Origin of the sequence: Thiohalobacter sp. (genome assembly GCF_027000115.1) — a bacterium.
GTDB lineage: Bacteria > Pseudomonadota > Gammaproteobacteria > Thiohalobacterales > Thiohalobacteraceae > JALTON01.
The window spans coordinates 1-23681 of the sequence record NZ_JALTON010000050.1; the positions used below are offsets into that span (position 1 = coordinate 1).

The window sequence follows — 23681 nt, forward strand, 5'->3', positions numbered from 1 at the left end:
CCGCGCGCCGTGGTCGAGGAGGCCGAGGCGCGCGGGCTGCAGGTGTTCGACGCCACCTGTCCGCTGGTCACCAAGGTGCACATGGAGGTCGCCCGCCATGCCCGGGCCGGCATCGACTGCATCCTGATCGGGCATGCCGGTCATCCCGAGGTGGAGGGCACGCTGGGGCGTTACGACGGCAGCGGGGGCGGCGAGATGCACCTGGTCGAGTCGGTGGAGGACGTGGCGCGGCTGCAGGTGCGCGATCCCGGGCGGCTGGCCTATGTCACCCAGACCACGTTGTCGGTGGACGACACCGCCCGCATCATCGATGCCCTCCGCGAACGTTTTCCCGCCATCCGCGGGCCGCGCAAGGACGACATCTGCTACGCCACCCAGAACCGCCAGGACGCGGTCAGGCGGCTGGCCGGGGACTGTGATCTGGTGCTGGTGGTCGGCTCCCGCAACAGTTCCAATTCCAATCGTCTGCGCGAACTCGCCGAGCAGCGCGGCGTGCCCGCCCATCTCATCGACGATGCCAGCGAGATCGATCCCGCGTGGCTGGAGGGATGCGAGTGCGTGGGCGTGACCGCCGGGGCTTCGGCGCCCGAGGTGCTGGTCGGGGACGTGGTCGCCCGGCTCGAGGCCGCCGGCTATACGCTGGAAGAAGAACGCGGCGGGCAGCGCGAAACGGTCACCTTTGCGCTGCCACGGGCGTTGCGGATGAGCTGAGGGCTGGCCGGGTCAGCGTCCGGCCCAGCAGTCGGCCACGCTCTTGCCGCTGCCGCTACGACCCTTTACCCCGGTCTGGGTCAGTGTGAGGTTGCCGCAGGCGTCGGCGGACTGGCTGCTCGTGGGTGTTGCCGTGAGTGTGTAGGCCAGGCTGCCGTTGCTCAGAACCAGGGACAGGTTGTAGTGGGGGGTTCCGCCAGTCGCAGCTGCATCCTTCGGGCAAGTCGAGGGGATGCCGTTGGCACCCACTGCCGCGCCTGCATAGCTGTTGTTGGCCGAGTAGTAGCGTTCCAGGGCGCTGGCCGCCTCCAGCATGACCGCCGCGCAATCGGCGCGATTGGTCCGCAATACATGCTGCCGGTAGGAAGGGTAGGCCAGCGATGCCAGGATCGCGACAATGGCAACCACGATCATCAGTTCGATGAGGGTGAAGCCGCGTGCTCGTAAGGAGTGGGTCATTGTCATGTCTCTGTTCACCTGTCCGGGGTAAGGATCTGTCAGGGCGGTGGCGGCAGTGCCGAGCGTATACTGGGGAGTATCCATATTTCTTCGGCGCGGAGTTTGCCGTCTCCGTCCGTGGCATAACGGATGCCCAGTGTGTTCCCTTCCTTGAGGTCCACCAGAGAGGTGCGGCCCCTCGGTGAGTACACCTCTGTGTGGCTGTCGATGTAGAGCAGCAGGTCGTTGACGATCAGCCGGCCTCTCAGGGTATCGACCTCGGTCGCGATGCCCGCCACCGGGAATGACGGCGGATAGTGGGCCGGCCGTTCTGCCGCCGATGTCAATCCTGCGATCAGGAGCAGTGTGGTCATGGCGGTGCCTTGTAGAAAACGCATGTCGCTATCCTCGTGTCAGTTGGTGCAGTTCGCGTCAGTTGTCGCGCAGCGCAGCTCTTCCCAGGAGAAGCGGCCGGTGCCTATACCGCCGAGGTCCTTCATCACGGTTTTGTCCACCTCATCACCGGTCGTCACGTTGGTGCCCGAGGTATAACAATTATTGCCCATGCAAGCGGTCTCGGTGGGCATGCCGATCTTCGGGTCCAGGCGCATGCCGCCCGGCGCATTACCGTTGAGCTTGTCGAGGGCATCGACCACGCCGTCGTTGTTGAGATCGAACACCGGATCGGCAGGGCGGCCGCCGGACAGGAAATCCAGCGCCATGAACCAGCCGCTGCCGCCGCCGAGACAGGGATCTGCATCGGGGATGGTGGTGTTGAAGAGGACCACGCTGCCGCGCGCCAGCGGATTGGTGATTGAGCGCTCGCCGCTGTCCGGCAGGTCCACGTACCAGCCCTCATCCGGCGAAGTCTTGAGATAGTCCACCGTGTTGGCGGTCAGTTCGCGCGCATTGGCATTGGTGGTCGAGTTGGTGATGGTCTGGGCCACCAGGTCGCCACGGGTCAGGCTGTGGGTTCCGTGATCCCAGACCCCGTAGAAGGACTGGGTGGTGGTGCTGGTGGTGTCGGCAGAGACCAGGTACTGGCCGGTACCGAAGAGCACGATCAAGTTGGGTGCGTTGCTGGCCGAGGTGGTCACGTCCGTGTTGCCGACCACCTCCGGTTCGACCGTGATGGGCTGGCCGCTGGCTGCGGTGAACAGGGGTTTCGGGGTATTGCCCTGCTTGTAGGCGACCTTGCGGTTGCCGTTCGAGAGGTCGAACACCCAGAGGTTGCCCTTGAGATCGCCGGCATAGACCCGGTCCACGGTGCCGTCATTGTCGGAGTCGACGATGGCGGGCGTTGCCAGGCCATTGCGGTCGCTGGGCGAGCCGACGCCGGTGCAGATCACGTCGTAGTCGCTGCTGGACCAGATGCCGTCCAGCCCGTCCTCGATGTTGAGCACGAACAGCGCGGCCTCGCCGTCGCATACCGAGCCGGTGCCGCCAGTGGAGTTGTAGCCGTTGCCGACGATGACTACCCATTCCCCGCTGTTGTTGCCGGTCTTCTGGAGGGCGATCTTGGGTTCGCTGTAGGTGTAGCCGAGGTCCGGGTGGGTGAACTCCCACATCACGGTATCAGCGGGTGCGCTGCCGGTCTCGGAGAAGCCGCCGGGGTTGGTGACGTCGAGCGCGAACAGGCCACGCCCGCCGCCGCGCAGTCCGCCGACAAGGATGGTCTTCCAGCCGGTGCCGCCGGTCGGCGTGGTCTGGATGTAGGCGTCCGAGACGGTCGGTGACAGGTCCACGTAGAACAGGTGGTTGTACCCGGGTTCGGTCAGATAGTGCAGGCCCTCGGCGGCCCCGGTCGAGTACACCATGCTGGGGATATAGGCGAGGATTTCCTGCCCGTCGCTGGCGCGGAAGCCGTGCAGCATGCCGTCGTTGGCGCCCACATACACGGTGCCCGAGCGGTTCGCATAGTTGTTGCGGAAGTCGGCATAGGTCTGGCCGCTTGTGGTCGGGAAGGGCGCGGCGGCGGGGTAACTCAGTTCCGGCGCCCCCACGTAGACCGGTGCGGAGTGAACGATGTCGCCGAGCCGGCTGGCGCGGTCACGGAACGACTTGCTGGTAAAGCTGGTCCCGGTGCCCGCATCCACATAGTTGCAGGGATCGCTGGTGTTGGAGGCCTCGCAGCCCCGGTCCCCGCGGATGAAGCCCAGGCGCGCCAGGCCGGCAGCGACACTGTCCAGGGTGCCGCTGCTGTTGGTGCGCAGGTCATTCTGCTGGCTGCTGTCCAGGTCGTTCCACTGAAAGGCAACGCCGTCGGCGACAGACGGGTTATAGGTCAGGATGGTCCGGCTGGTCATGGCGTCCAGCTTGTTGGCGGCTGACCAGGACGAGGTGGAGGAGACAGCGCCAGTCACGGCATTCAGCGGAAAGGCGAGCAGATCACCGTCCCAGTCACCTGAATTGAACAGGGCGAGATAGAGCTCGGAGTTTGTATTGAGCGAGGTGGTGTTGAAGGCCACCGCGGCGGCCGAACCCTTGCGGCCGGCGATCTCCCCAAGGGCGTTGTTGAGGCCCGTGACCAGATCATCCGGCGTCTGGGCACTCAGGAAGGTGCCGCGGCCATTGTAGGCGGCATGCCAGAGGTCGTCTATGCGTTCGTCATCCTGGTTGTCGGTCGGATCCGGCCAGCCGGGGAAGCTTGCGGATGTCGGATCGTCGGTATTCGGGTCGAGTGTCCCGCTGAGGCCGAAGGCGATGCCGAAGGTGACCATGTGCTGTGCCGGATTCGGGTCCTCGGTAGTGGTGCGCACGAGGTTGTCATGTGTGGAGGGCTTGAGGTCGCGTTCGTAGTAGTGCATGGCGACATCCGCCAGGGTGTTGCTGAAGCTGTCGGCGTACGGGGCGCCATCGTAGGCGGTGTTGCCATCGCCATCGGTGTTGCCCACGCCGGGCGAACCGCCGTTCCAGTGGCCGTCTGTCACCAGGATGGAGAAATTCTGCTGGCAGGCGCCGCCCGCTGTCGGTCCGAGGATGGGAGAGCTGCTGCCTTCGTAAAGATCGCCAACGCGTTGAAGTGCAGTGCGTGCGGGCGTACCCGGGCAGGTGTTCCAGTCACATGGCAGGTTTAGCCCATACAGGGTCTGCAGGAAATTCGACTTGTTGGTGGTGTTGCTCATGCTGGCGGCGTTGATCTGGTTGCCGCCGTTGAAGATATCCAGCCCCATGCGTTTGTCATCGGTATTGTTGACAGCACTGCCCACTGCGTTCTTGCCGACATACTGCCGTTTGCGGTAATAGGTGAACCAGTTGGCGAAGTTCTGGATTTCTTCGGCGTATGTGCAGGTTGGGGCGGCAGCGCAGTCGGTGCGGTTTGCGCTGCCAGTGTAGGTGGAGCCAGGCCTGATCTCGACCAGGGTCCGGCCATCGGTAGTGTCCACGACGCCGTTGCCATTGGTGTCGGTCCAGGTGTAGTAGCGGGCCGGGAAGATGGTTTCCTGGTACCAGCCAAGGTTCGCCGTGTAGTTCAGGAAGGTGAAGTTCTGGGTAAGATCCATGGTTGCCGTGCCGTTCGGGTCGACCGGCGCGGCGGTCGGACTGGCATCGGCGTACAGGTTGTTGTTGCTGGTGTCCTTGCCGGGCCAGGGCCTGTACGTAATTTCAGGGTTGTAGTAAAGCGCATTGTAGTTGTGGTTTCGGGTGCGCCAAGCGCCGGAAACACTGGTTTCAGCGGGTGTGGTGTAGGGGAAGCAGCCCTGCCGCGATCCACTTGTGCACGAGCTGCCAGAGTTGATGTAAATCTGGTCCAGGCCGTTGTTGACCGTGGGGAACATGTAATAGTTTCCTGACCAACCGCTCAGGAAGGGCAGTCCCTGGCTGCCTCCCGCAACCAGGTTCTCCCACTCCATGCTGCCGGAATCGTCGAAGATGAAGTAAACGTTCGGCTCTACCGCCGCGCTCAGGAACAGAGGGCTCTTGGGCAGGGTGCCGGGGGCCGCAAGAACGCTGCCGGTTGTGAGCGTCATGGCGGTGGCGAGGATGCGGAGTCGATGAGTGATCTGTCGGTTGCGGTTCATGGCATGTCTCCCTGATCGGGATGGCGCTTGGCGCCCTCAGAATTTGCGTCCGTAGTAACTGCGTACCATGACCTCGGTCACGGTGCCGCCCGCCTGCGCGCCAGTGGCGCGCGCGGTGACCTGGAACGTGGAAATATCGCCGGGCTTGAACTTGCCGTATTCGCCGATCTTCTTGGAGTTGTCCTCGGCCTTCACGTTGCCGCCGAACTTGATGAAGTAGCGGGGCGTGACCGTGGCGCCACTGGGCAGCGTGATGGGGGTGCCGCTCGCGGAGAGGTTGGCATTGGTCCATGTGGCAGCCGCAAAGGGGTCCGGCGGATTGTCGAACTCTCCGAACAGGCCGTTGCTGCCGGCGAAGGCGGCGGTGCTGGCCACGGATTCGATGAGGTTCTCGCCGTCGCGCAGCCCGGATTCGGCAAGCTGCAGCGCCAGATTGCGATCGGCCATGGAAGCGGACATCTTCTCTTCGAGGGTGGTGCCCTGCATGGCCGACACGCCGATCAGGGTCATGATGAGCAGGAACAGCAGGCTCATCACCAGGGCGGCGCCCCGCTGATGGTCGAGGCGTGTCTGGCCGGAAGCGAATGTCGTCATGCTCATGTCGTCCTCAGGGTGCGCGGCTGCGGATGGTGACGGTGGTGGTGTAGGCCTGGCGCAGGCGGCGGTCGCCGGCGGTCACGCTGTTTCCGTCGTAGGTATAGGTCTGCGGACTGTCCACGATGTTGTCGGCATAGGAGCGCAGCAGCAGGTGCACGCGCACGCTGACCACGCGCTCGAAGTCCAGAACACCGGCGGAGGCAGCAGTGAGGTAGCGGTCCGCGGTGCCGTCACCCGTGGTGTCCTCGCCGTACCAGATCTGCATGTCCTCGACGCCGTCCACCAGTTCCAGTTGAGTGGTGCCATCGTCGCGAATCAGTGCCGGCTCGCCATTGGCATTGTTCTGAAGGTAGTACTGCAGGCTGCGTACCCGGTAAAGGCGTGCCTCGCCGTCGCTGCCGTAGGACTTGCTGAGGTCACCTGTCTGGTTGCCCGGCGATACCGAGCCGCCGGGGTTGTGGTTGGCCTGGCCGGAGGTGTTGGGATTGGCGTTGGTGATCTGGAAGATGTCGCCGTCCTTGCAGTCGCTGACAATGGCGATGTCACCCTGGTTCAGGCCATTTCCGGGGGTGATGTGCAGGGCCGAGGAAGGTGTGGGCATGTAGGGCGGCGTGACGGTGATGCCCGAGCCGTAGGCGCCCTGGATACGGATGGTGTCGGACCCATTGAGGCCGGTGCCGTCGGTGCCGCTGAGCCCGCCCAGGCCGATGTTGATGCCGCCACCGCCGATGACGTCGTTCTGGGTGACCTGCTGGACGCAGCCCCAGAAATCGGCCATGCGCAGGTCACGGGCCAGGAATTCGATGGCGAAGCGACCGTTTTCCTGCATGCGGGAGGCCGAGTCGTTCATGCGGAAGGACTGCTTGGTGGAGAGGTAGATCTGGCTGACGCCGGCGATGAGGATCAGGCTGATGGTGATGGCCACCATCAGCTCCACCAGGGTCAGGCCGGCTTGTCTGCAACGTGCGCGGTGCATGATGGATGGCGTCCTCATGGCTGAAAGGTGGTGACCAGAGAGCCCGACAGGGTTCCGCTGCGATCGTTGTCCCACCAGATCTTGACGGCATAAATGGCGACGCCATTGGTGAGGGCGCCATCACACTGGTGGTTGCCGACGCCCGTGCCGTCGCCCGGCGTGCTGTCGATGCAGACGATGGCCTCGCCCAGCGTCGTGCTGTTGGGGGTAGGCAGGTACTGGCGCACCAGTTGGCGCCATTCGTAGACATCGTTGGCGGCCATGTCGGCCGCACTGCAACCTGCGGTGGTCTTGCAGGCGGCCCTGGCCGCGCCTGCGGCCTTGTCGTAGGCGCCGGCCGCGACCCCGGCCTGGTTGGCGCGCATGCGTTCGATGATGTCGCTGCTCAGGATGGCGGCCTGGCTGCGCAGGAAGGCGGTCTGGTTGTTGCGCAGGGCGGTGACCTGGAGCCCGGCCAGCCCCAGCAGCCCGATGGACAGGACCAGCACGGCGATCATCACCTCGATGAGGGTGAAGCCGCATTGCTGTGGAGAATGTGTGCGCAGGTCGTTCGGCATGGTCTTGTCAGCTGCAGGTGAGGTTGGTGATATTGGCGCGGCCGGCATTGGAAATGCTGATCCGTCGGCCGGTTTCGCCCGTACGGTCGTCGCACAGGTCGAGGGTGTCGGCCGTGTTGACCACGCCCATCGGATCGTAACGGTACTGCTGCGCCGCGGCGCTACCGAAGGTTACGCTGGCATGGAAGGGTTCCATGACCCGCAGGACCTCGGTGGCATCGATGGCGCCGTCGGCGTCATCGTCCACCCAGACCACCCAGCCGTTGCTCCAGTCGGTGGTGGCATCGCAGGTGGGGATGGCATTCGCGTAGCTGCTGCTCGGGCAGATGTAGCCGTAGCGTCGGCGCTTGATGGCCTCGGCGCGTGCCAGGTGGGTCGCCGCCACGAATTCATTGGCATACCCCACCAGCCGGTTGTTTTTTATGAAGTCGATGAAGCTGGGCACGCCCCACGCCAGAATGATGGCGGCGACGGCGAGCGTGATCATCAGCTCGACCAGGGTGAACCCTTGTGCGTTTCTCGTGTTCATGGCTGTCTCTTTTAGCGGATGCACGGGCGGAATCCCAAGGCCGGGCCGACAAAATGCCGACTCGCGCCGACGAATGGCGCGCAGCGCGTGATCCGGTTGGCAAAACAGCGGCCGATCCGATGCTTGCTGAAGTCTCTTCAGTCCAACCGCAAGGCCGCGCGGGCAGGTTCGGCAGGGGCGACGAGGGTGGTCAGGCGGTAGTGGCCAGGGCCGCCGGGTGACTGCCAGTCGACGCGTACGGTGAGGCGTCGCAGCGCCAGCCCGGGTTCCGGCTGCCATTGCCAGGCGAGCCGGTAGCGGGCGTGCAGGCCGGCGTGGGTCCGGGCACCGGCGGCGGGCAGCCGGTTCCAGGTCCGGCGGTCGGGGAAGCCGGTGAGTGCGGCGACCAGACCGTCGGCGAGGCCGCGGGCCTCGGTGAGGGTCCGGGCCTCGGCGGCATGGCGCAGCAGCTGGGCCTGCAGGCCGGCGGCCCCGGCCAGCCCCAGGCCGAGGATGGCCAGCGCCACCAGGGCCTCGATCAGGCTGTAGCCGGTCGCGCCGTATCGCATCAGAAATCCCGCCAGCTGCCAGGCACTTGTGGCGCCTCGATGATGGGCAGGGCGAGCCGCGGCGGCTGGCCGGCGGCCTGCTCGATGTGGGCCAGGCGCACGCCGGGCGAGAGACGGTTCAGGTTGCCGCCTACCGCCAGGGTACCGAACAGGGTGAAGTGTCCCCAGGGTGGTCCGCCGGGACAGGGGGCCTCGATCACCACCACCCCATGGACCTGCGCCCCGCCGCCCAGCTGCGGGCAGCCCAGCGCGGCGGGGAACACCAGCACCACCGGCGCGGTCGGGCGGCCCAGGCTGCGCCGCCACTGGCCCGCGGCGAGATCGGCGGCGGTCGCCCACCAGTAGCGGCGGGCAGCCGGCGGCAGGCCGCGGGCGACTTCGTCGGCGGCGAGTTGCTGCAGCTCGGCGCGCGATACCGCGAACAGGTGGGCCCACAGCCCGCCGCCCGTGAAGGCGCCGCCCTGGATGGCGCCGCCGCGCAGGTTGGCGGCCCCGGGGGCATGGCAGCCCGCGGGCCCGGAGCTGGCGAGCGCGGTGCCCGGTTGCAGGCTGAACAGGCCCTGCGGCCGGACGTCTGCGCCGCTGTGCGGGCGGCTGAGGCAGCCGTCCACCACCAGCGGCGGGGCCTGTTCGCCGGCACGTGTCAGTACGCTGGCCGGGCGCAGCCAGGCGCTGACCCGACCATGGATCTCCGGGATGCCGCGGAGCTGGGCGTCGGCCACGACCCGCACGAAGCGGGGGTCGGCGGCGTGGCGGGCGAAGGCGACATTGATGCCGAAGCGGTCGCCATCGGGCGCGGGCAGGGCCGGCGCCGCACGCCCCGGGGCGCCGATCTCCAGCCCGCCGCCCGCCGGCAGCCAGGCGACCGGCCGTTCGATCAGCCAGCGCCGGCCCCAGGCCAGTCCGGCCTCGGCCGCGGCCCGCGCCGCCTGTTGCTGGGCCAGCAGACGGCTCGCGCGCTGGCTCTCGCCGGTGCCCTGGGCGACATCGAACAGCAGTGCGGTGATGCTGAAAAGGAGCATGAGGGCGACCAGCAGGGTGCCGCTGCCGCGCTGCCGGCTGTCAGGGCGCATGGGCCAGGAACCCGTCGTTGCGGGGACGGACGCGACGGCTCAGCCGGACCGTCGGCCCGCCGGGCACCCGGCTGGCGGCGGTCAGGTCGATGGTGAGCTGCTTGCGCAGGAGGGCAGGCTGGCCGCTGCGGCAGGGCTGGCCGGGACGGGCGGGGTCCAGGCACTGGTCGGCGACGCGGAAGCGCAGGGCGGTGACCCGGGTGGCGGTGCTGGTGAGGTCCTGCCACTGGCCGCTGGCGCAGTCGTGGGTCGCCCCCGCCAGCCGGACCTCGAGGGCGCCACCCTGCAGCCGGAAGCCGAACTGCTCCACGTTCACCCGGTTGCGCCCGGGCCCGCCCTGGCCGCTGCGGCCCACGCCGAGCAGGCCGTCAGCGTTGCGGTCATAGCTGAACAGGACGCAGGAATCGGCGGCCTCGCCCGGCGCCTGGCCGAGACGCAGGTCGCCCACCGGGCCGAAGGGGCTGGCCGCGGCCGGCTGTACGGTGGGATCGAAGGCGCGGAAACCGGCGCGGCGCAGGTCGCCGGCCATGAGCGTCAGTGCCGCCCGCGCCTCGCCGTCGAGCCGGGCCGCGGCCAGCGCCACTTGGCTGGCGTTCAGGTTGAGCTGGTAGAAACGGTACCCGCCGCCAATGACCAGCAGGCCCAGGGTCAGTCCGATCATGAGTTCGGTTAGGGTGAAGCCCGCTGTCCTCAGCATGATGGATAACCGGGCGGCGCCGAATGACCGGCGGGGCGGCAGATACGCAGCCGTCCAAGCAGGCCGAGACGCAGTTCGAGCCGTTCCCCCCGGCGGTTGTCCAGCGCCAGGGTGCCCGGGCTGGCCAGGCCGCGGACCGGGTCGAAGCGGGCTCGGCCACCGGGGAATGTGACGCGCTGCAGGGTGATTCCGGGAAAGGCGGCGGCCTCGCGCCGGCGCAGGTGCAGCTGGCCGCCACGGGCCAGCGTGCAGGCGGCGGCCTGGTGTGGGCTCGCCAGCCGGCAGTCGCAGGGCCGCCGCGCCAGCCCGTAGCACCAGCCGGCGCCGGTGCGGAAGCTCAGGGTCAGCGCCGGCGCCAGCGGGTCGGTGCGGGCCAGTGCCCGGGCGCCGCGCAGGTCCGCCGCCAGCGTCTCCGCCGCGGCCCTGAGGCGCTGGCGGTCCAGGACCCGGCCCATGGCCGGCAGGGCCTGGGTGACCAGAATGGCCAGCACCGCCAGCGCCACCAGCAGTTCCACCAGCGTGAATCCCTTCGGGTGTCGATCGTCCATGATCCCGCCCTGAATTCGATTTTGTTGTCCCAGCAGGTGATGGTAACGGGCCCGACGGCGTATACTGCCGTCCTGCGCCGCAGGACGGCGTCAGAAAATGCCGACATTCGATCGTGTGGACGGGAATGCCGGCCGGGTCAGGGAGGGCTCGGAATGCAAGGAAGGCGCGGCTTTACGCTGGTGGAGCTGGTGGTGGTGCTGGTCATCATTGCGGTGCTGGCGACGCTGGCACTGCCGGCCTGGACCGGGTATCTGGCCAAGGCACGGCGCATGGATGCCACCGGTGCCCTGCAGCAGCTTCGTCTGCAGCAGGAGGCCTGGCGCGGTTCCGACGCCGATTACGCCACGCTGGCCGAGCTCGGCTGGTCGCAGCCGGTGACGCCCGACGGCCACTATGTCCTGCGGCTGGTGGTGCGCACGGCGGCAAGCTTCCGCATCCTGGCCGTGCCCACGCCCGGCGGTGCCCAGCAGGGTGATGCCTGCGGGACCTTCGCCATCGATCAGGACGGGCCGGTGATGGTGGCGCCCTTTGCGGGAGCGGATTGCTGGCAGCGGTGAGGAGTGAGGAGTGAGGAGAAGACTGCATCTGCCACGCCCCCTTTTTGCCTTGAACCCCAGCTTTAAACCTCATCCAGGCCTTGGCAGTACCCCGGTTCACCATCCGTAAACGGGATATCCATGACGATCAGCGCTTCCCCCGACTGCCTCATCGTCGGCGCCGGCATCATCGGCATGCTGTGCGCGCGCGAGCTGCGCCGTGCCGGGCTGTCGGTGACCCTGCTGGAGCGCGGCGAGGCCGGCGCCGAGTCTTCCTGGGCCGGCGGCGGCATCCTGTCACCCCTTTATCCCTGGCGCTATCCCGATGCGGTAAACCGTCTCGCGCGCTGGAGCCAGCAGGTGTATCCGCAGCTGGCCCAGGCCCTGCGCGAGGAGAGCGGGGTCGACCCGGAATACGAGCCCAGCGGCCTGCTGGTGCTGGACACCGACGAGACCGAGGCCGCGCTGGACTGGTCGCGCCGGTTCGAGACCCCGCTGGCCCCGGTGACGGATCCGGAGCTGCATGCACTGGAGCCGGGGCTGGCGCCCGACTTTGCCTCGGGGCTGTCGATGCCCACCATCGGCCAGCTGCGCAACCCGCGGCTGGCCCGCGCGCTGCGCGAGGCGGTGGTGCGAGCGGGCGTGGTGCTGGAACCCCGGTGCGAGGTGACCGGCTTCCTGGTCGACGGCGATCGCGTGACCGGCGTGCAGACGGTCGCGGGGCCAAGGCCGGCGGGTTGTGTGCTGGTGGCCAGCGGTGCCTGGAGCGGTGACCTGCTGGCCGCGACCGGGCTGGCGCTGCCGGTGCAGCCGGTGCGCGGGCAGATGATCCTGTTCCGCGGCGAGCCCGGCCGGGTGCGCCATATCGTGCTGGACCAGGGGCGCTACCTCATTCCCCGCCGCGACGGCCGGGTGCTGATGGGCAGCACCCTTGAGTACGCCGGTTTCGACAAGTCCACCACCGAGGTGGCGCGTGCCGAGCTGGCCGAGGCGGCCTTCCGGCTGGTTCCGGCGCTGCGCGAACTGCCCATCGAGCACCAATGGGCCGGGCTGCGGCCAGGCTCGCCCGAAGGCATTCCGGCCATCGGGTGCCATCCCCGGCTCGAGGGTCTGTTCATCAACGCCGGTCATTTCCGCAACGGTGTGGTGCTGGGCGCGGCCTCTGCCCGGCTGCTGGCCGATCTGCTGCTGGGGCGGCCGCCGATCGCCGATCCCGCCCCCTATTCCCTGGAAAGCGTGGGTAAAATCGCCGATCGCGCATAGACAATCCCGTGCCGGCGGTTCTATACTCCGATTCATGGAAAACCGTCCGGACATTTCCATGCCGCCCAGCGAGGACGAGCTGCTCGCTCACCTGATGGCGCATGACATCCAGCCGACCCGCCAGCGCCGCGAGATCGCGCGGGTGCTGTTCGCGCGTCCCCAGCACCTGTCCGCCGACGACGTGCTGCGGCTGGTGAATGCCGACGGACCCCGCGCCTCCAAGGCCACGGTCTACAACACCCTGGGGTTGTTCGCCCGCAAGGGCCTGATCCGCGAAGTCATCGTCGACCCGACCCGGGTGTTCTACGACCCCAACACCCGCGAACACCACCATTTCTACAACGTCGATACCGGGCGCCTGGAGGACATCGATGCCGATGCCTGTGCCGTGCAGGGTCTGCCGCAGCCGCCCGAAGGCACGGTGGCCGAAGGCGTCGACATCATCATCCGGGTGCGCAACGCCTGACCCGCATATTGCACCAGGGGCTGTGGATGATGGCGGATTTGCAGCCGGGCTCGGGGCGGGCTGGTGCTCAAGCCGTAGCCGTCGCTACGGCTTGAGTGAAGCGCCCCCGAGGCCGAGCGAAAATCCGCCAGGGCCGCAGCAGGAAGCGGGCGGGCACACATCGTACTCCGGGCCAAGTGCAAAAAACCCGGTTCATTGCTCGCCAGGACAACAAGTTGCCTGCCGCCCGCGTCCGCCCTGGTGCAATATGCGGGCTACCCCTCTGTTGCCCGGCTCCGAGCCTATCTTCTATACTTCGCGCTCTTTGCCGGAATAGCTCAGTTGGTAGAGCAACTGATTCGTAATCAGTAGGTCGGAGGTTCGAATCCTCTTTCCGGCACCAGCCGAAAACGGCCCGCGTCCGCGGGTCGTTTTGCATTCGGGCCTACGCGGGCAGGTCGGCGAAGCTGCTGGCGCGGTCGCGGCCGCTGGCCTTGCTGAAGTAGAGTGCCTGGTCGGCGCGGCGCAGCAGGCTTTCCAGCAGGTCGGTGCGCTGTACTCCGGTTTCGTCACTCAGACTGGCGATGCCGGCGGAGGCGGTGACCCGAAGGGGATCGGGCTCGCTGCTGAAGGCGATGGCGCGCAGCGAACGCAGCACACGCTCGGCCAGCCGCCTCGCGCCATCGCGATCGGTCCCCGGGAGGGCGAGCACGAATTCCTCGCCGCCGAAACGGGCGATGATGTCGCCTTCGCGGGTCTGGCCCTTGATGAGGGCGGCGGTGACCTGCAGCACCTTGTCGCCCATGGTATGGCCGTGGCGGTCGTTGATCTGCTTGAAGCGGTCCAGGTCCAGCATCAGTACGGTGAAATCCAGGCCGTGGCGTACGGCGTTGGCGAGCGCGGCCTGGGCCTCGGGGAAAAAGAAGCGGCGGTTGTGGATGCCCGTGAGCTCGTCGATGATCGACAGCTCGCGGTAGCGCCGCTGCAGATCGTGGGCCTCGTCCAGGGCCTGCTGCAGCTCGCGGGTGCGTCGGGCCAGCTCCTGCTCCATGCGGTGGCGGTGGCGCCAGGCGGTGAGCAGGCGGGCGAGGAAATTGGCGAAGACCTGCAGCAGGTGTTCGTGGTGGTCGGCGAAGCGGTCCGCCAGGTTGTGCGAGACATTGATCACCCCCAGCAGCCGTTCCCCGTCGCGCATCGGTACCGAGACCAGCGAGCCGATCTCGGCGCGCTGTTCCGGATGCAGGAAGCGGACCTCGCGGCGGGTGTCGCGGCAGTGCTGCAGGTTGCCGGTCTCGGCGGCCATGCCCATGATGCCCTGGCCGATGCGGAAGCGGTGGGCTTGGCCAGGCGGTTCGTGCCGGCCGTCGAGCAGGGCGCCCAGGTCGGTGCCCTGGCGGCAGACCAGTTCGTCATCCTCGATCAGGAACACCGAGCAGCGCTCGAATTCCCCCGTGTCCATCAGTACCCGCAGCGCGCCTTCGAGCAGGGCGTCCTCGCTGTCGCCCTGCAGGTCGAAATCCGACAGTGCGCGCAGGGCCGACAGGTCACCCACCAGCCGGATGAAGCGCTGGTTGAGCTCGGCATAGGCACGACTGAAGCGTTCGCTGTCCATGGTGTCAGCAGTCTCCGTTACGGGTGAGCAGGGCGGCGAGGGCGCGGATGTCGGCATCGGCCGCCCGCCGCGCCTCGAATGCCTCGCGCAACCGGTCGACAGGCACCCCCCCCGCGACCGGGCCCGAGTCGGGCAGGCCGGCGGGCTCGTGTTCGGGGTCGGCATGGAGCGCTGCGCACAGGTCGCGGCACAGGGCCACCAACTGCACCAGCGCGGCGTGTGTGGGCGCCAGCCGGGGCTGGCCGCAGAACTCGATCACGCTGCCCACGCAGCCCGGCAGGTTCCACAGGGTGGCGATCACGCGGCCGGCCTCGGTCTCGTTGACGGCCAGCGCCTCGGACTCGAGCTCGGCCAGCGGTCGGTCGGGTTCACGCTGCCACTGGCGCAGGATGTCGCCCATGCGTCCGGGGAAGGCATGCACCAGCACCAGCCGCCCCAGGTTGTGCAGCAGCCCGGCCAGGAACAGGCAGTCCCGCTCGGCCTCGTCCAGCGGGCTGTGCGGCGCGAGCGCTGCCGCCAGGGTGGCGGTCTGGAAAGCCTGGTACCAGTAGCCCTCGACGTCGAAGTCGGGGCAGGCGCTGGCGTCGAAGGGGCGGCTGAGGGCAATGCCGATGGCCAGGCCGCGCACCATGTTCAGGCCCAGCACGCGCACGATGGCCTGGCGTACGCTGGTGACCTCGCGGCTGCGGGCGAAGTAGGCCGAGTTGGCGATGCCGACGATGCGTGCGGCCAGCCCCGGGTCCTGTTCGATGAGCGCGGCCAGCCGGTCGATGTCGGCCTCGTCGTCAGCCAGTTCCTTGAGCAGGCGGCAGGCCACGCCGGGCAGCGGCGGCAGGTGGAGGATTTCCTGCAGGCGGGCAAGGGGTGAGGTGTCCCGGTGTGTCATTGTTGTTATGTCAGACCTCTGACTGGGGCAGTGTCCGGGAGGCGAGATGCCCTGTTGCTCCCTGCATCGGTCGCTTGCCCGTGCAACTTGAGTCTGCATCATCCGGGATCCAGACGTCCATGCGGCCTGCCGTGATGCTTCAGTCGAAGCGCATGGACAGGTCGATGGCCTTGACGTCCTTGGTCAGGCTGCCGACGGAGATGAAGTCGACGCCGGTTTCGGCAATGGCGCGTACCGTCTCCAGCGTCACGCCGCCGGAGGCCTCGAGCCGGGCGTGGCCGCGATTGCGGGCCACGGCCTCGCGCAGGGTCTCCAGGTCGAAATTGTCCAGCAGCAGGATGTCGGCGCCGGCCTCGAGCGCGGCGTCGAGTTCTGCCAGGTTCTCGACCTCGACCTCGACCGGCAGGTCGGTGCCGAGTTGCCGGGCCGCGGCCACGGCCGCGGCGATGGAACCGCAGGCGGCAATGTGATTCTCCTTGATCAGGATACCGTCGTACAGCCCCATGCGGTGGTTGTGACAGCCGCCCATGCGCACTGCATGCTTCTGGGCATGGCGCAGGCCGGGCAGGGTCTTGCGGGTGTCGAGCAGGCGCACCGGCAGGCCGGCGACCGCATCTGCATAACGTCTTGCGAGGGTGGCGGTGCCGGACAGTGTCTGCAGCAGATTGAGCGCGCTGCGCTCGCCGCTGAGCAGCGGTCGCGCGGGACCGGAGAGTGTGCACAGCAGGGTATCGGCCGCGACCCGGTCGCCTTCCTGCTGGTGCCAGTCGATGCGGATGCGCGGGTCGAGTTCGGCGAAGACGGCGTTGAACCAGGCCAGGCCGCAGAGCACGGCCGGCTCGCGGGCGATGACGCGGGCGCGGGCCAGCGCGTCCTCGGGCACCAGTGCCGCGGTCAGGTCGCCGCCGCCGAGGTCTTCGTCCAGGCAGCGGCGGACCAGGGCGTGGATCTGCTGGTCCAGGGCCTCGAGCAGCATCGTGCTACCCCGTGGTCCGGATCGGTCCGATACCGATCGCCGGGGCAAGACTCTCGATGATCGGTTCCAGGGGAGCGGTTGCTGTGTCCATATGCGGGCCCGTTGTGGCAACGGGCCCATTATACGGGAAGGCACTCGGCTGCGGGGCGGGCCCCGGACTCAGCGGGTCGGTTTCTGCGGCCGGCTGAAGTAGTCATCCTTCAGCCGCCTGGCCAGTCCGGCGAGCAGGATCACGGCAATGATATTGGGCAGGGCCATGAGGATGTTGGTCACATCCGCGATGTTCCACACCAGCTGCAGGGGCACGGCCGCGCCGAACACCACCAGCAGCGCATACAGCACGCGATAGGGCATGACCGCGCCGTCGCCGAACAGGAAGCGTGCGGAACGATCGCCATAGTAGGACCAGGCGATGATGGTGGAAAAGGCGAACAGCGACAGACCGACGCCGACCACCATGCCGCCGGCCGGACCGAGGGTTTCCTGGAAGGCATGCGCGGTGAGCGCGGCGCCGACCAGGTCGTCGCTGCGGTCCACCCAGGCGCCGGTGACCACGATGACCAGGCCGGTGAGGGTGCAGATCACCAGGGTATCGATGAAAGGTTCCATCATGGCCACCAGGCCCTCGCGCACCGGTTCGTTGGTGCGCGCCGCGGCATGTGCCATGGGCGAGGAGCCGAGCCCGGCCTCGTTGGAGAACAGCCCGCGCGCCACGCCCCAGCGGATGGCCTCGCCGACCGCGGCGCCACCCACCGCCCAGGGATTGAGCGCGTGGTTGAAGATGGTCTTCAACGCGGCAGGGATCTCGCCGAGGTGGTTGAACAGCACCAGCAGGGCGGCGGCGATGTAGAGGGTGGCCATGAAGGGCACCAGGGTGCTGGCCACGCGGGCGATGCGGCGCACGCCGCCGATGATCACCAGCCCGACCAGGATGGCCATGACCAGCCCCACCAGCCAGGCCTGATCGGCGAAGCCCGGGTGCAGATAGCGCAGCCCGTCCACCACCGAATTGGCCTGGACCATGTTGCCGATGCCGAAGGAGGCGATCATGGCGAACAGGGCGAAGGCCATGGCCAGCTTGCGCATGTTCAGGCCGTTGAGCAGGGTGTACATGGGGCCGCCGGCGACCTCGCCGTCGGGCGTCACCTCGCGGAACTTCAGCGCCAGGGTGCATTCGGTGAACTTGGTGGCCATGCCCACGAAGGCCGTGACCCACATCCAGAACAGGGCGCCGGGTCCGCCCAGGGAGATGGCTGTGGCCACGCCCGCGATGTTGCCGGTGCCGACGGTGGCCGAGAGCGCGGTGGCCAGCGCCTGGAAATGGGAGACCTCGCCCTGGTGGGTGGGGTCGGAGTAGCGGCCGCTGATGAGCGCGGCCGAGTGGCGAAAGCCGCGGATCTGCACGAAGCCCAGGCGCAGGGTCAGGTAGAGGCCGGTCCCCAGCAGGACGATCAGGGTGATGGGGTGCCCCCACAGCAGACCGGAGAGGGTGCCGGTCCAGTCGGTGAGGGTCTGCAGCCAGTCGTTCATGGCGGGTTAAGGTACCCCACAGCGCCGCTGGCGCCCAGCCGGACTTGACTTGACCGATCGGTCAAGCATACTGGGGGCATGTCTGCCCAGTCTGACACCCGGACCCGCATCCTCGAGGCCGCCCGGGACCTCATCTACGCCAGCAGCTACGCCGACGTAGGCGTGCAGGCCATCTGCGATCGCGCCGGGGTGAAGAAGGGCAGCTTCTACCACTTCTTCAAAAGCAAGCAGGCACTGACCCTGGCGGTCATCGACCACTTCTTCTCCGATTTCCGGGACAGCCTGATTCGCGAGGCCTTCCACAGCGATCTGCCCCCACCGGAGCGCTTCGAGCGCCTGGTCGCGCTCGCCATCGCCCGCCAGGAGATGATCCATCGCGAGACCGGCCACGTGCTCGGCTGCCCCTTTGGCAACCTCGCCACCGAGATGGCCACCAGCGACCAGACCATCCGCGGTCGCATCGAGACCGTGTTTTCCCGCCTGCAGGGCTATGTCCGTGACGCCCTGCGCGACGGCATCGAGCGCGGCGATTTTCCGCCTCTGGATGTCGAGGCCACGGCCGCGGCCATGTTTGCCTATTTCGAAGGCCTGATGCTGCTGGCCAAGACGCGCAACGATCCGGCCGTGCTGCGCGAGTTGCTGCCGGCCATGACGCAGATCCGTATCCCGCTCGCTCGCTGACAGAAGGAGGTCGCCATGTGCCTGTCCGATCCCTGAGCCCGTCCATAGTTTGACCGACCAGTCAACTCGTTATCCGGAGACATGACAAGGAGAACGCCATCATGCATCAGCAATCCCCCGATACCCCTTCCGTTTCCGAACAGCCCCTGATCCGGCCGCAGCCGCCCGCCGCGGACCGGGAACAGGTGGCGCGCCTCTTTGAGGCTGTCGAGTCCCGGCTCGGCTTCGTGCCCGACGGGCTCAAGCTCTACAGCCTGAGCCCGCCCCTGCTGGAGGCCTTCCTGGGCAACGTCGCCTACTTCAACGAGGGCGGCACGGCGCTGTCGCCTGCGCTCACGGCCATGATCCGCTATCTGGTGTCCTGGGACAGCGGCTGCCGGTTCTGCGTGGACTTCAACGAGGCCCTGCTGGAACGCATGGGCCATTCCCTGGAGGCGGTGCGCGCCGCGCGTGATGATCCGGAACGGGCGCCGCTGGAGGCCCGTGAGCGCGCCCTGCTCGCACTGGCGCTGCGGGCGGTGACCGAGCCCGAGACCGTCACCGCCGATGATCTGGATGCGCTGCGGGCGCAGGGCTGGGGCGACCGCGAGCTCTTCGATGCGGTGGCCCAGGCGGCCAGCAACCGCGCCTTCAACCTGGTGCTGCGGACCTTCAAGGTCGAGCACCAGGGCGCGCTCGCCTGAAGCCGCGGGTGCGGGTCAGCGAGGACCCGCACCCGCCCCCTGCAGCGGGCGCCGGCGGCGTCGCAGCAGCGCCTTTTCCAGCTCCACCAGCAAATACACCAGCACCCCGCCGGCGAGGATGGGGAGCCAGTCGGCGAGGCCCAGGGCCACGGTGCCGAACAGTTTCTGGAGCGGCGGCAGATAGGTGAAGGCGAGCTGGAACAGGCTCACCAGCAGGGCGGCGATCAGCGCCGGGCGGCTGCCGAACAGACCCCGGAGGTTCAGGCTGGAGGCGGTGAGGAAGCGGGCGTTGAAGAGATAGACGATCTCGCCGCCGACTAGGGCGTTGACGGCCACAGTGCGCGCCTGCTCGATGGAGGCGCCCGCTTCGCGGTGCCACAGAAACAGGCCATAGCAGTAGATCACCAGCAGCCCGGACACGAACAGGATGCGCCAGATCAGGAAGCCGGAGAGCAGCGGTTCCTGGCGCGGGCGCGGGGGCCGTTTCATGATGTCGGGCTCGGGCGGCTCGAAGGCCAGCGCGATGGCCAGGGTCACGGCGGTGATCATGTTCACCCACAGGATCTGCACCGGCGACATGGGCAGCAGCCGGCCCAGGGCGATGGCGATGATGACCACCAGCGCCTCCGCGCCGTTGGTCGGCAGGATGAACAGGATGGCCTTCTTTATGTTGTCGTAGACGGTGCGGCCTTCCTCGACGCCGGCGACGATGGAAGCAAAGTTGTCGTCGGTGAGTACCATCTCGGCGGCCTCCTTGGCGGCCTCGGTGCCCTTGATGCCCATGGCGACCCCAACGTCGGCGCGCTTGAGCGCCGGCGCGTCGTTCACGCCGTCACCCGTCATGGCCGTGACCTGATCCTCGGCCTGCAGAGCCTCCACCAGCCGCAGCTTGTGCTCAGGGCTGGCACGCGCGAACACGTCGGTCGCCAGTACCACGCTGCGCAGTTGCGCCCGGTCCATGTGCTCGATTTGCTCGCCGCTGACCGCGCGTTCGCCGTCGCCGATGCCGAGCTGGGCGCCCACCGCGGCTGCGGTGACCGCGTGGTCGCCGGTGATCATCTTGACCCGGATGCCGGCATTTCGGCATTCGGCCACGGCCGCGACGGCTTCCTCGCGCGGCGGGTCGATGAAGCCGACCAGGCCCAGCAGCTGCAGATCGCCATCGACGTCGTCGAAATCGAGTGTGGCCTGGTCGGGATTGGCCGGTCGCCAGGCCAAGGCCAGCACCCGGTAGCCGCTGCGTGCCATCTGGTGCACGCGCGCCTCCCAGTGGGCGCGGTCGAGGGGCGCATCGCGCCCGTACAGGCTGCTGCAGCGCGACAGCACGGCCTCGGGCGCCCCCTTGACGAAGATGTAGCCATGGCCTTCGTGATCGTGGTGCAGGGTGGCCATGAAGCGGTGGCTGGAATCGAAGGGGATCAGGTCGACGCGGGGCAGGGCCTCGGTTTCGCGTGGCGGATCCAGTTCTGCCTTCCAGGCAGCGGTCAGCAGCGCCACCTCCATGGGATCGCCCTGCCACTCCCAGCCCCGCGCCGAATGGACGAGGCTGGCATCGTTGCAAAGCAGGCCGGCGCGAATCAGTTCGCGCAGGTCGGGGCGGGCATCGGGGTCGACCGGCCCGTCGGCGGTCTCGAAGCCGCCGTGGGGCTCATAGCCGACGCCGGTGACGCGGTAGCTGGCCGCCGGGGTCTCGATGGCCTGCACGGCCATCTCGTTGCGGGTCAGGGTGCCGGTCTTGTCCGAGCAGATGACGCTCACCGAGCCCAGCGTCTCCACGGCCGGCAGCCTGCGGATGATGACATTGCGGCCTGCCATGCGCTGCACGCCGATCGCGAGGGTGACGGTGATGATGGCCGGCAGACCCTCGGGGATGGCGGCCACTGCCAGCGCCACCGCGGCCAGGAACATTTCGTCCAGGGGCTGGCCATGGAGCAGGGTGCCGATGGCGAAGGTGATCGCGGCGATGGCGAGGATGGCCATGGTGAGGATGCGACCGAAGCGGGCGATCTGCTCCAGCAGGGGCGTGGTCAGGGTCTGCACCTCGGCCAACAGATTGCTGATGCGGCCGATCTCGGTGTCATCGCCGGTGGCCACCACCACGCCGATGCCCTGGCCGGTGGTGACCAGGGTGCCGGAATAGGCCATGCTGAAGCGGTCGCCCAGGGCCGCACCGGCCATCACCGGGTCCGTGCGCTTCTCCACGGCGACCGACTCCCCGGTCAGCGCCGCCTCCTCGATGCGCAGGTCGCGTGCGCGGAGCAGGCGCAGGTCGGCCGGGACCCGGTCCCCGGCAGCGAGCTGGACGATGTCGCCGGGCACCAGTGCCTCGGCGGGCAGGCTGTGAAAGTGGCCGTCGCGCAGCACCGAGGCGCGTGGCGAGAGCATGCCGCGGATGGCTTCCATGGCCTGCTCGGCCTTGCCTTCCTGGATGAAGCCGATCAGGGCATTGATGACGACCACGCCAAGGATGACAGCCGCGTCGATCCAGTATTCGAGCAGCGCGGTGATGACACCGGCGATCAGCAGGATGTGGATGAGTACGTTGTTGAACTGGGCCAGCAGCCGGCGCCAGGGGCTGCGCCGCTGTGGCGGCCGCAGGCGGTTGGGGCCGTATTCCGCCAGTCGCGCCCGGGCGGCCTCCGAATCCAGGCCGCGCTCGGTCACGCCGAGTCGCTGGAGGACTGCCTCCACCGGCAGGGCGTGCCAGGCCGGCCGGGCCGGTGCCTGTTGCGGCGAACTGATCTGGGTCATGTTCGGAGTGCCTGTGGCGAACGATAATGTCTCCAAGCTAGCATTGTCGGGTACCCTTTCACAGGGGCCGTCGCGGATGGCCGGAACGGGGGTGGTGTGATCAAGCTGCTGCAGGGGCTGCTGCGGAGCATGGGGGACAGCGTCCGTGACCTGGCACCCATCTTCATCGTCATTGCGGTGTTCCAGCTGCTGGTCCTGCGTCAGCCCTTGCCGGATGTCTGGGGGCTGCTCGGCGGCGCGCTGCTGGTCATTATCGGGCTCACCCTGTTCGTGCAGGGGCTGGAGCTGGGCCTGTTCCCCATCGGCGAGAGCATGGCCCATGCCTTCGCGCGCAAGGGCAGCGTGAGCTGGCTGTTGCTGTTTGCCTTTGCCCTCGGTTTCGGTACCACGGTCGCCGAACCGGCACTGATCGCGGTGGCCGACGAGGCCGCTGAAGTGGCCGCCGACGGCGGGGTCATCGCCGATCTTCCGGAGGCGCGGGCCGACTATGCCCTGGGGCTGCGGCTGACGGTGGCGCTGTCGGTCGGTGGTGCCATCGTCCTGGGGGTGCTGCGCATCCTCCGCGGCTGGCCGCTGCACCACCTGATCATGGGCGGCTATGTCGGTGTGGTGGTGATGACCCTGTTCGCGCCACGGGAGATCATCGGCATTGCCTATGACTCGGGTGGGGTGACCACCTCGACCATCACGGTGCCACTGGTCACTGCCCTGGGCGTCGGCCTGGCCATGTCCATCAAGGGCCGCAATCCCATGATCGACGGCTTTGGTCTGATCGCGCTGGCCTCGCTGACACCGATGATCTTCGTCATGGGTTACGGGATGCTGGTCGGATGAGCAGCCTGACGGACGTGCTGCTGCAGACGCTGCGCGACGTGGTGCCGATCGCGGTAGTGCTGTTCGGCTTCCAGATCTTCGTGCTGCGGCGCGGTATTCCGAACCTGCGCCGGGTGCTGCTGGGCTTCGTCTACGTGTTGCTCGGGCTGGCCCTGTTTCTGGAGGGGCTGGAACAGGCCCTGTTCCCCCTGGGCAAGCTGATGGCGCGCCAACTCACCGATCCCGCCTTCCTGTTCGATTCCGCCAGCGAGGCGCTGGCCGGAGTGCGCTGGGTCGACTACTACTGGGTGTACCTGTTTGCCTTTGCCATCGGGTTTTCCACCACCATCGCCGAACCCTCGCTGATCGCGGTGGCGCTCAAGGCGGAGGAAGTGTCGGGCGGTGCCATCAGTGTCTGGGGACTGCGGGTGGCGGTGGCGCTGGGCGTGGCCATCGGCATTGCGCTGGGCACCTTCCGCATCGTTACCGGCACGCCGCTGCACTGGTACATCATCGCCGGCTACGTGGTGGTCATCGTGCAGACGGCGTATGCGCCGCGCATGATCGTGCCACTGGCCTATGATTCGGGAGGAGTGACCACTTCCACGGTCACGGTGCCGTTGGTGGCTGCGCTGGGCCTGGGGCTGGCGGGCACGGTGCCGGACCGCAGCCCGCTGCTGGACGGATTCGGGCTGATTGCCTTCGCCAGCCTGTTTCCGATCATGAGCGTGATGGGCTATGCCCAGTTGAGTGCCTGGCGGGCAAGGCGCAACGGGCATGCAGGGAACTGAAACGACGGGGAGCGGAC

The 23681-nt window shown here is 67.8% G+C and carries 24 protein-coding genes and 1 tRNA gene; 9 read left to right on the plus strand and 16 right to left on the minus strand.

Features of this window, described 5'->3' with window-relative positions:
• Positions 1 to 711, plus strand: a 711-nt coding sequence (ispH, locus tag MVF76_RS09515) for a 4-hydroxy-3-methylbut-2-enyl diphosphate reductase (RefSeq protein ID WP_297528576.1), incomplete at its 5' end; no start/stop codon positions are given.
• A gap of 12 nt (positions 712 to 723) precedes the next feature.
• Here the strand turns inward: ispH and MVF76_RS09520 are convergent.
• From MVF76_RS09520 to MVF76_RS09570, 11 genes are all read right to left on the minus strand, one after another.
• The gene (locus MVF76_RS09520) at positions 724 to 1176 is read right to left on the minus strand and encodes a type IV pilin protein (RefSeq protein ID WP_297528577.1); all 453 of its coding nucleotides are present in this window, start codon (positions 1174 to 1176) and stop codon (positions 724 to 726) included.
• A 32-nt stretch (positions 1177 to 1208) separates the two neighbouring features.
• Positions 1209 to 1523: a hypothetical protein gene (locus tag MVF76_RS09525; protein WP_297528578.1), complete on the minus strand. Its 315-nt coding sequence runs from the start codon at positions 1521 to 1523 to the stop codon at positions 1209 to 1211.
• 39 nt (positions 1524 to 1562) lie between these two features.
• On the minus strand, positions 1563 to 5171 hold the full coding sequence (locus MVF76_RS09530) for a pilus assembly protein (protein ID WP_297528579.1): 3609 nt from the start codon (positions 5169 to 5171) through the stop codon (positions 1563 to 1565).
• 36 nt (positions 5172 to 5207) lie between these two features.
• Positions 5208 to 5765 (minus strand): pilus assembly PilX family protein, encoded by a 558-nt coding sequence (locus MVF76_RS09535; protein WP_297528580.1) that lies wholly within the window; start codon positions 5763 to 5765, stop codon positions 5208 to 5210.
• Positions 5766 to 5778: 13 nt separating this feature from the next.
• Positions 5779 to 6744: a PilW family protein gene (locus MVF76_RS09540; RefSeq protein ID WP_297528581.1), complete on the minus strand. Its 966-nt coding sequence runs from the start codon at positions 6742 to 6744 to the stop codon at positions 5779 to 5781.
• A 14-nt stretch (positions 6745 to 6758) separates the two neighbouring features.
• Complete coding sequence (gene pilV, locus MVF76_RS09545) at positions 6759 to 7301, minus strand: type IV pilus modification protein PilV (RefSeq protein ID WP_297528582.1); 543 nt, start codon at positions 7299 to 7301, stop codon at positions 6759 to 6761.
• A gap of 7 nt (positions 7302 to 7308) precedes the next feature.
• Positions 7309 to 7830 carry a GspH/FimT family pseudopilin gene (locus tag MVF76_RS09550; RefSeq protein WP_297528583.1) on the minus strand — a complete coding sequence of 174 codons (522 nt, stop codon included), beginning with the start codon at positions 7828 to 7830 and terminating at the stop codon, positions 7309 to 7311.
• A 137-nt stretch (positions 7831 to 7967) separates the two neighbouring features.
• Positions 7968 to 8378, minus strand: coding sequence for a prepilin-type N-terminal cleavage/methylation domain-containing protein (locus MVF76_RS09555; protein ID WP_297528584.1), 411 nt, complete (start codon positions 8376 to 8378; stop codon positions 7968 to 7970).
• Entirely contained in the window at positions 8378 to 9451 is a 1074-nt protein-coding gene (locus tag MVF76_RS09560) for a hypothetical protein (protein WP_297528585.1), read from the minus strand. Before MVF76_RS09560 ends, MVF76_RS09555 begins: the two co-directional genes overlap by 1 nt.
• Complete coding sequence (locus tag MVF76_RS09565) at positions 9441 to 10148, minus strand: prepilin-type N-terminal cleavage/methylation domain-containing protein (protein ID WP_297528586.1); 708 nt, start codon at positions 10146 to 10148, stop codon at positions 9441 to 9443. The genes MVF76_RS09560 and MVF76_RS09565 overlap by 11 nt, the downstream gene beginning before the upstream one ends.
• Entirely contained in the window at positions 10142 to 10696 is a 555-nt protein-coding gene (locus tag MVF76_RS09570; protein ID WP_297528587.1) for a pilus assembly FimT family protein, read from the minus strand. Before MVF76_RS09570 ends, MVF76_RS09565 begins: the two co-directional genes overlap by 7 nt.
• A 153-nt stretch (positions 10697 to 10849) precedes the next feature.
• On the opposite strand from MVF76_RS09570, the gene MVF76_RS09575 reads away from it, so the two are divergent.
• The 4 genes from MVF76_RS09575 (at position 10850) to MVF76_RS09590 (ending at position 13344) form a co-directional block, all read left to right on the plus strand.
• Positions 10850 to 11254, plus strand: a complete 405-nt coding sequence (locus MVF76_RS09575; RefSeq protein WP_297528588.1) for a type IV pilin protein — start codon at positions 10850 to 10852, stop codon at positions 11252 to 11254.
• A 120-nt stretch (positions 11255 to 11374) separates the two neighbouring features.
• Positions 11375 to 12496: a glycine oxidase ThiO gene (gene thiO / locus MVF76_RS09580; RefSeq protein ID WP_297528589.1), complete on the plus strand. Its 1122-nt coding sequence runs from the start codon at positions 11375 to 11377 to the stop codon at positions 12494 to 12496.
• Positions 12497 to 12554: 58 nt separating this feature from the next.
• Entirely contained in the window at positions 12555 to 12962 is a 408-nt protein-coding gene (locus MVF76_RS09585; RefSeq protein ID WP_297528590.1) for a Fur family transcriptional regulator, read from the plus strand.
• Positions 12963 to 13268: 306 nt separating this feature from the next.
• Positions 13269 to 13344: transfer RNA gene (locus tag MVF76_RS09590), tRNA-Thr, on the plus strand.
• A gap of 42 nt (positions 13345 to 13386) precedes the next feature.
• On the opposite strand, the gene MVF76_RS09595 is transcribed toward MVF76_RS09590, so the two are convergent.
• The 4 genes from MVF76_RS09595 to MVF76_RS09610 all read right to left on the minus strand — a co-directional run bounded on the left by MVF76_RS09595 (position 13387) and on the right by MVF76_RS09610 (position 17945).
• Positions 13387 to 14553, minus strand: a complete 1167-nt coding sequence (locus MVF76_RS09595) for a sensor domain-containing diguanylate cyclase (protein ID WP_297528591.1) — start codon at positions 14551 to 14553, stop codon at positions 13387 to 13389.
• 4 nt (positions 14554 to 14557) lie between these two features.
• Entirely contained in the window at positions 14558 to 15439 is an 882-nt protein-coding gene (locus MVF76_RS09600; protein WP_297528592.1) for an HDOD domain-containing protein, read from the minus strand.
• Between the two features lie 139 nt (positions 15440 to 15578).
• Positions 15579 to 16415 (minus strand): carboxylating nicotinate-nucleotide diphosphorylase, encoded by an 837-nt coding sequence (nadC, locus tag MVF76_RS09605; protein WP_297528593.1) that lies wholly within the window; start codon positions 16413 to 16415, stop codon positions 15579 to 15581.
• A gap of 159 nt (positions 16416 to 16574) precedes the next feature.
• Positions 16575 to 17945 (minus strand): alanine/glycine:cation symporter family protein, encoded by a 1371-nt coding sequence (locus tag MVF76_RS09610; RefSeq protein WP_297528594.1) that lies wholly within the window; start codon positions 17943 to 17945, stop codon positions 16575 to 16577.
• A gap of 78 nt (positions 17946 to 18023) precedes the next feature.
• Between MVF76_RS09610 and MVF76_RS09615 the strand changes: the two genes are divergently transcribed.
• Together MVF76_RS09615 and MVF76_RS09620 are read left to right on the plus strand one after the other, a co-directional pair.
• A complete protein-coding gene (locus MVF76_RS09615; protein WP_297528595.1) occupies positions 18024 to 18626 on the plus strand; it encodes a TetR/AcrR family transcriptional regulator in 603 nt (200 codons plus the stop codon).
• A 101-nt stretch (positions 18627 to 18727) separates the two neighbouring features.
• Positions 18728 to 19309 (plus strand): carboxymuconolactone decarboxylase family protein, encoded by a 582-nt coding sequence (locus MVF76_RS09620; RefSeq protein WP_297528596.1) that lies wholly within the window; start codon positions 18728 to 18730, stop codon positions 19307 to 19309.
• Positions 19310 to 19324: 15 nt separating this feature from the next.
• Here MVF76_RS09620 and MVF76_RS09625 read toward each other — a convergent pair whose 3' ends face one another.
• A complete protein-coding gene (locus tag MVF76_RS09625) occupies positions 19325 to 22060 on the minus strand; it encodes a cation-transporting P-type ATPase (protein ID WP_297528597.1) in 2736 nt (911 codons plus the stop codon).
• Between the two features lie 129 nt (positions 22061 to 22189).
• Between MVF76_RS09625 and MVF76_RS13000 the strand changes: the two genes are divergently transcribed.
• Both MVF76_RS13000 and MVF76_RS13005 read left to right on the plus strand, forming a co-directional pair.
• Positions 22190 to 22894, plus strand: coding sequence for a DUF1538 domain-containing protein (locus MVF76_RS13000; protein ID WP_317622960.1), 705 nt, complete (start codon positions 22190 to 22192; stop codon positions 22892 to 22894).
• On the plus strand, positions 22891 to 23664 hold the full coding sequence (locus tag MVF76_RS13005; protein ID WP_317622958.1) for a DUF1538 domain-containing protein: 774 nt from the start codon (positions 22891 to 22893) through the stop codon (positions 23662 to 23664). The genes MVF76_RS13000 and MVF76_RS13005 overlap by 4 nt, the downstream gene beginning before the upstream one ends.
• The last annotated feature ends 17 nt before the right edge of the window (positions 23665 to 23681 follow it).

Coding starts and splice junctions, on each gene's coding strand:
- MVF76_RS09520 (WP_297528577.1), bottom strand. CDS start 1,176: ATGACAATGACCCACTCCTTACGAGCACGCGGCTTCACCCTCATCGAA.
- MVF76_RS09525 (WP_297528578.1), bottom strand. CDS start 1,523: ATGACCACACTGCTCCTGATCGCAGGATTGACATCGGCGGCAGAACGG.
- MVF76_RS09530 (WP_297528579.1), bottom strand. CDS start 5,171: ATGAACCGCAACCGACAGATCACTCATCGACTCCGCATCCTCGCCACC.
- MVF76_RS09535 (WP_297528580.1), bottom strand. CDS start 5,765: ATGACGACATTCGCTTCCGGCCAGACACGCCTCGACCATCAGCGGGGC.
- MVF76_RS09540 (WP_297528581.1), bottom strand. CDS start 6,744: ATGCACCGCGCACGTTGCAGACAAGCCGGCCTGACCCTGGTGGAGCTG.
- pilV (WP_297528582.1), bottom strand. CDS start 7,301: ATGCCGAACGACCTGCGCACACATTCTCCACAGCAATGCGGCTTCACC.
- MVF76_RS09550 (WP_297528583.1), bottom strand. CDS start 7,830: ATGAACACGAGAAACGCACAAGGGTTCACCCTGGTCGAGCTGATGATC.
- MVF76_RS09555 (WP_297528584.1), bottom strand. CDS start 8,378: ATGCGATACGGCGCGACCGGCTACAGCCTGATCGAGGCCCTGGTGGCG.
- MVF76_RS09560 (WP_297528585.1), bottom strand. CDS start 9,451: ATGCGCCCTGACAGCCGGCAGCGCGGCAGCGGCACCCTGCTGGTCGCC.
- MVF76_RS09565 (WP_297528586.1), bottom strand. CDS start 10,148: ATGCTGAGGACAGCGGGCTTCACCCTAACCGAACTCATGATCGGACTG.
- MVF76_RS09570 (WP_297528587.1), bottom strand. CDS start 10,696: ATGGACGATCGACACCCGAAGGGATTCACGCTGGTGGAACTGCTGGTG.
- MVF76_RS09575 (WP_297528588.1), top strand. CDS start 10,850: ATGCAAGGAAGGCGCGGCTTTACGCTGGTGGAGCTGGTGGTGGTGCTG.
- thiO (WP_297528589.1), top strand. CDS start 11,375: ATGACGATCAGCGCTTCCCCCGACTGCCTCATCGTCGGCGCCGGCATC.
- MVF76_RS09585 (WP_297528590.1), top strand. CDS start 12,555: ATGCCGCCCAGCGAGGACGAGCTGCTCGCTCACCTGATGGCGCATGAC.
- MVF76_RS09595 (WP_297528591.1), bottom strand. CDS start 14,553: ATGGACAGCGAACGCTTCAGTCGTGCCTATGCCGAGCTCAACCAGCGC.
- MVF76_RS09600 (WP_297528592.1), bottom strand. CDS start 15,439: ATGACACACCGGGACACCTCACCCCTTGCCCGCCTGCAGGAAATCCTC.
- nadC (WP_297528593.1), bottom strand. CDS start 16,415: ATGCTGCTCGAGGCCCTGGACCAGCAGATCCACGCCCTGGTCCGCCGC.
- MVF76_RS09610 (WP_297528594.1), bottom strand. CDS start 17,945: ATGAACGACTGGCTGCAGACCCTCACCGACTGGACCGGCACCCTCTCC.
- MVF76_RS09615 (WP_297528595.1), top strand. CDS start 18,024: ATGTCTGCCCAGTCTGACACCCGGACCCGCATCCTCGAGGCCGCCCGG.
- MVF76_RS09620 (WP_297528596.1), top strand. CDS start 18,728: ATGCATCAGCAATCCCCCGATACCCCTTCCGTTTCCGAACAGCCCCTG.
- MVF76_RS09625 (WP_297528597.1), bottom strand. CDS start 22,060: ATGACCCAGATCAGTTCGCCGCAACAGGCACCGGCCCGGCCGGCCTGG.
- MVF76_RS13000 (WP_317622960.1), top strand. CDS start 22,190: ATGGGGGACAGCGTCCGTGACCTGGCACCCATCTTCATCGTCATTGCG.
- MVF76_RS13005 (WP_317622958.1), top strand. CDS start 22,891: ATGAGCAGCCTGACGGACGTGCTGCTGCAGACGCTGCGCGACGTGGTG.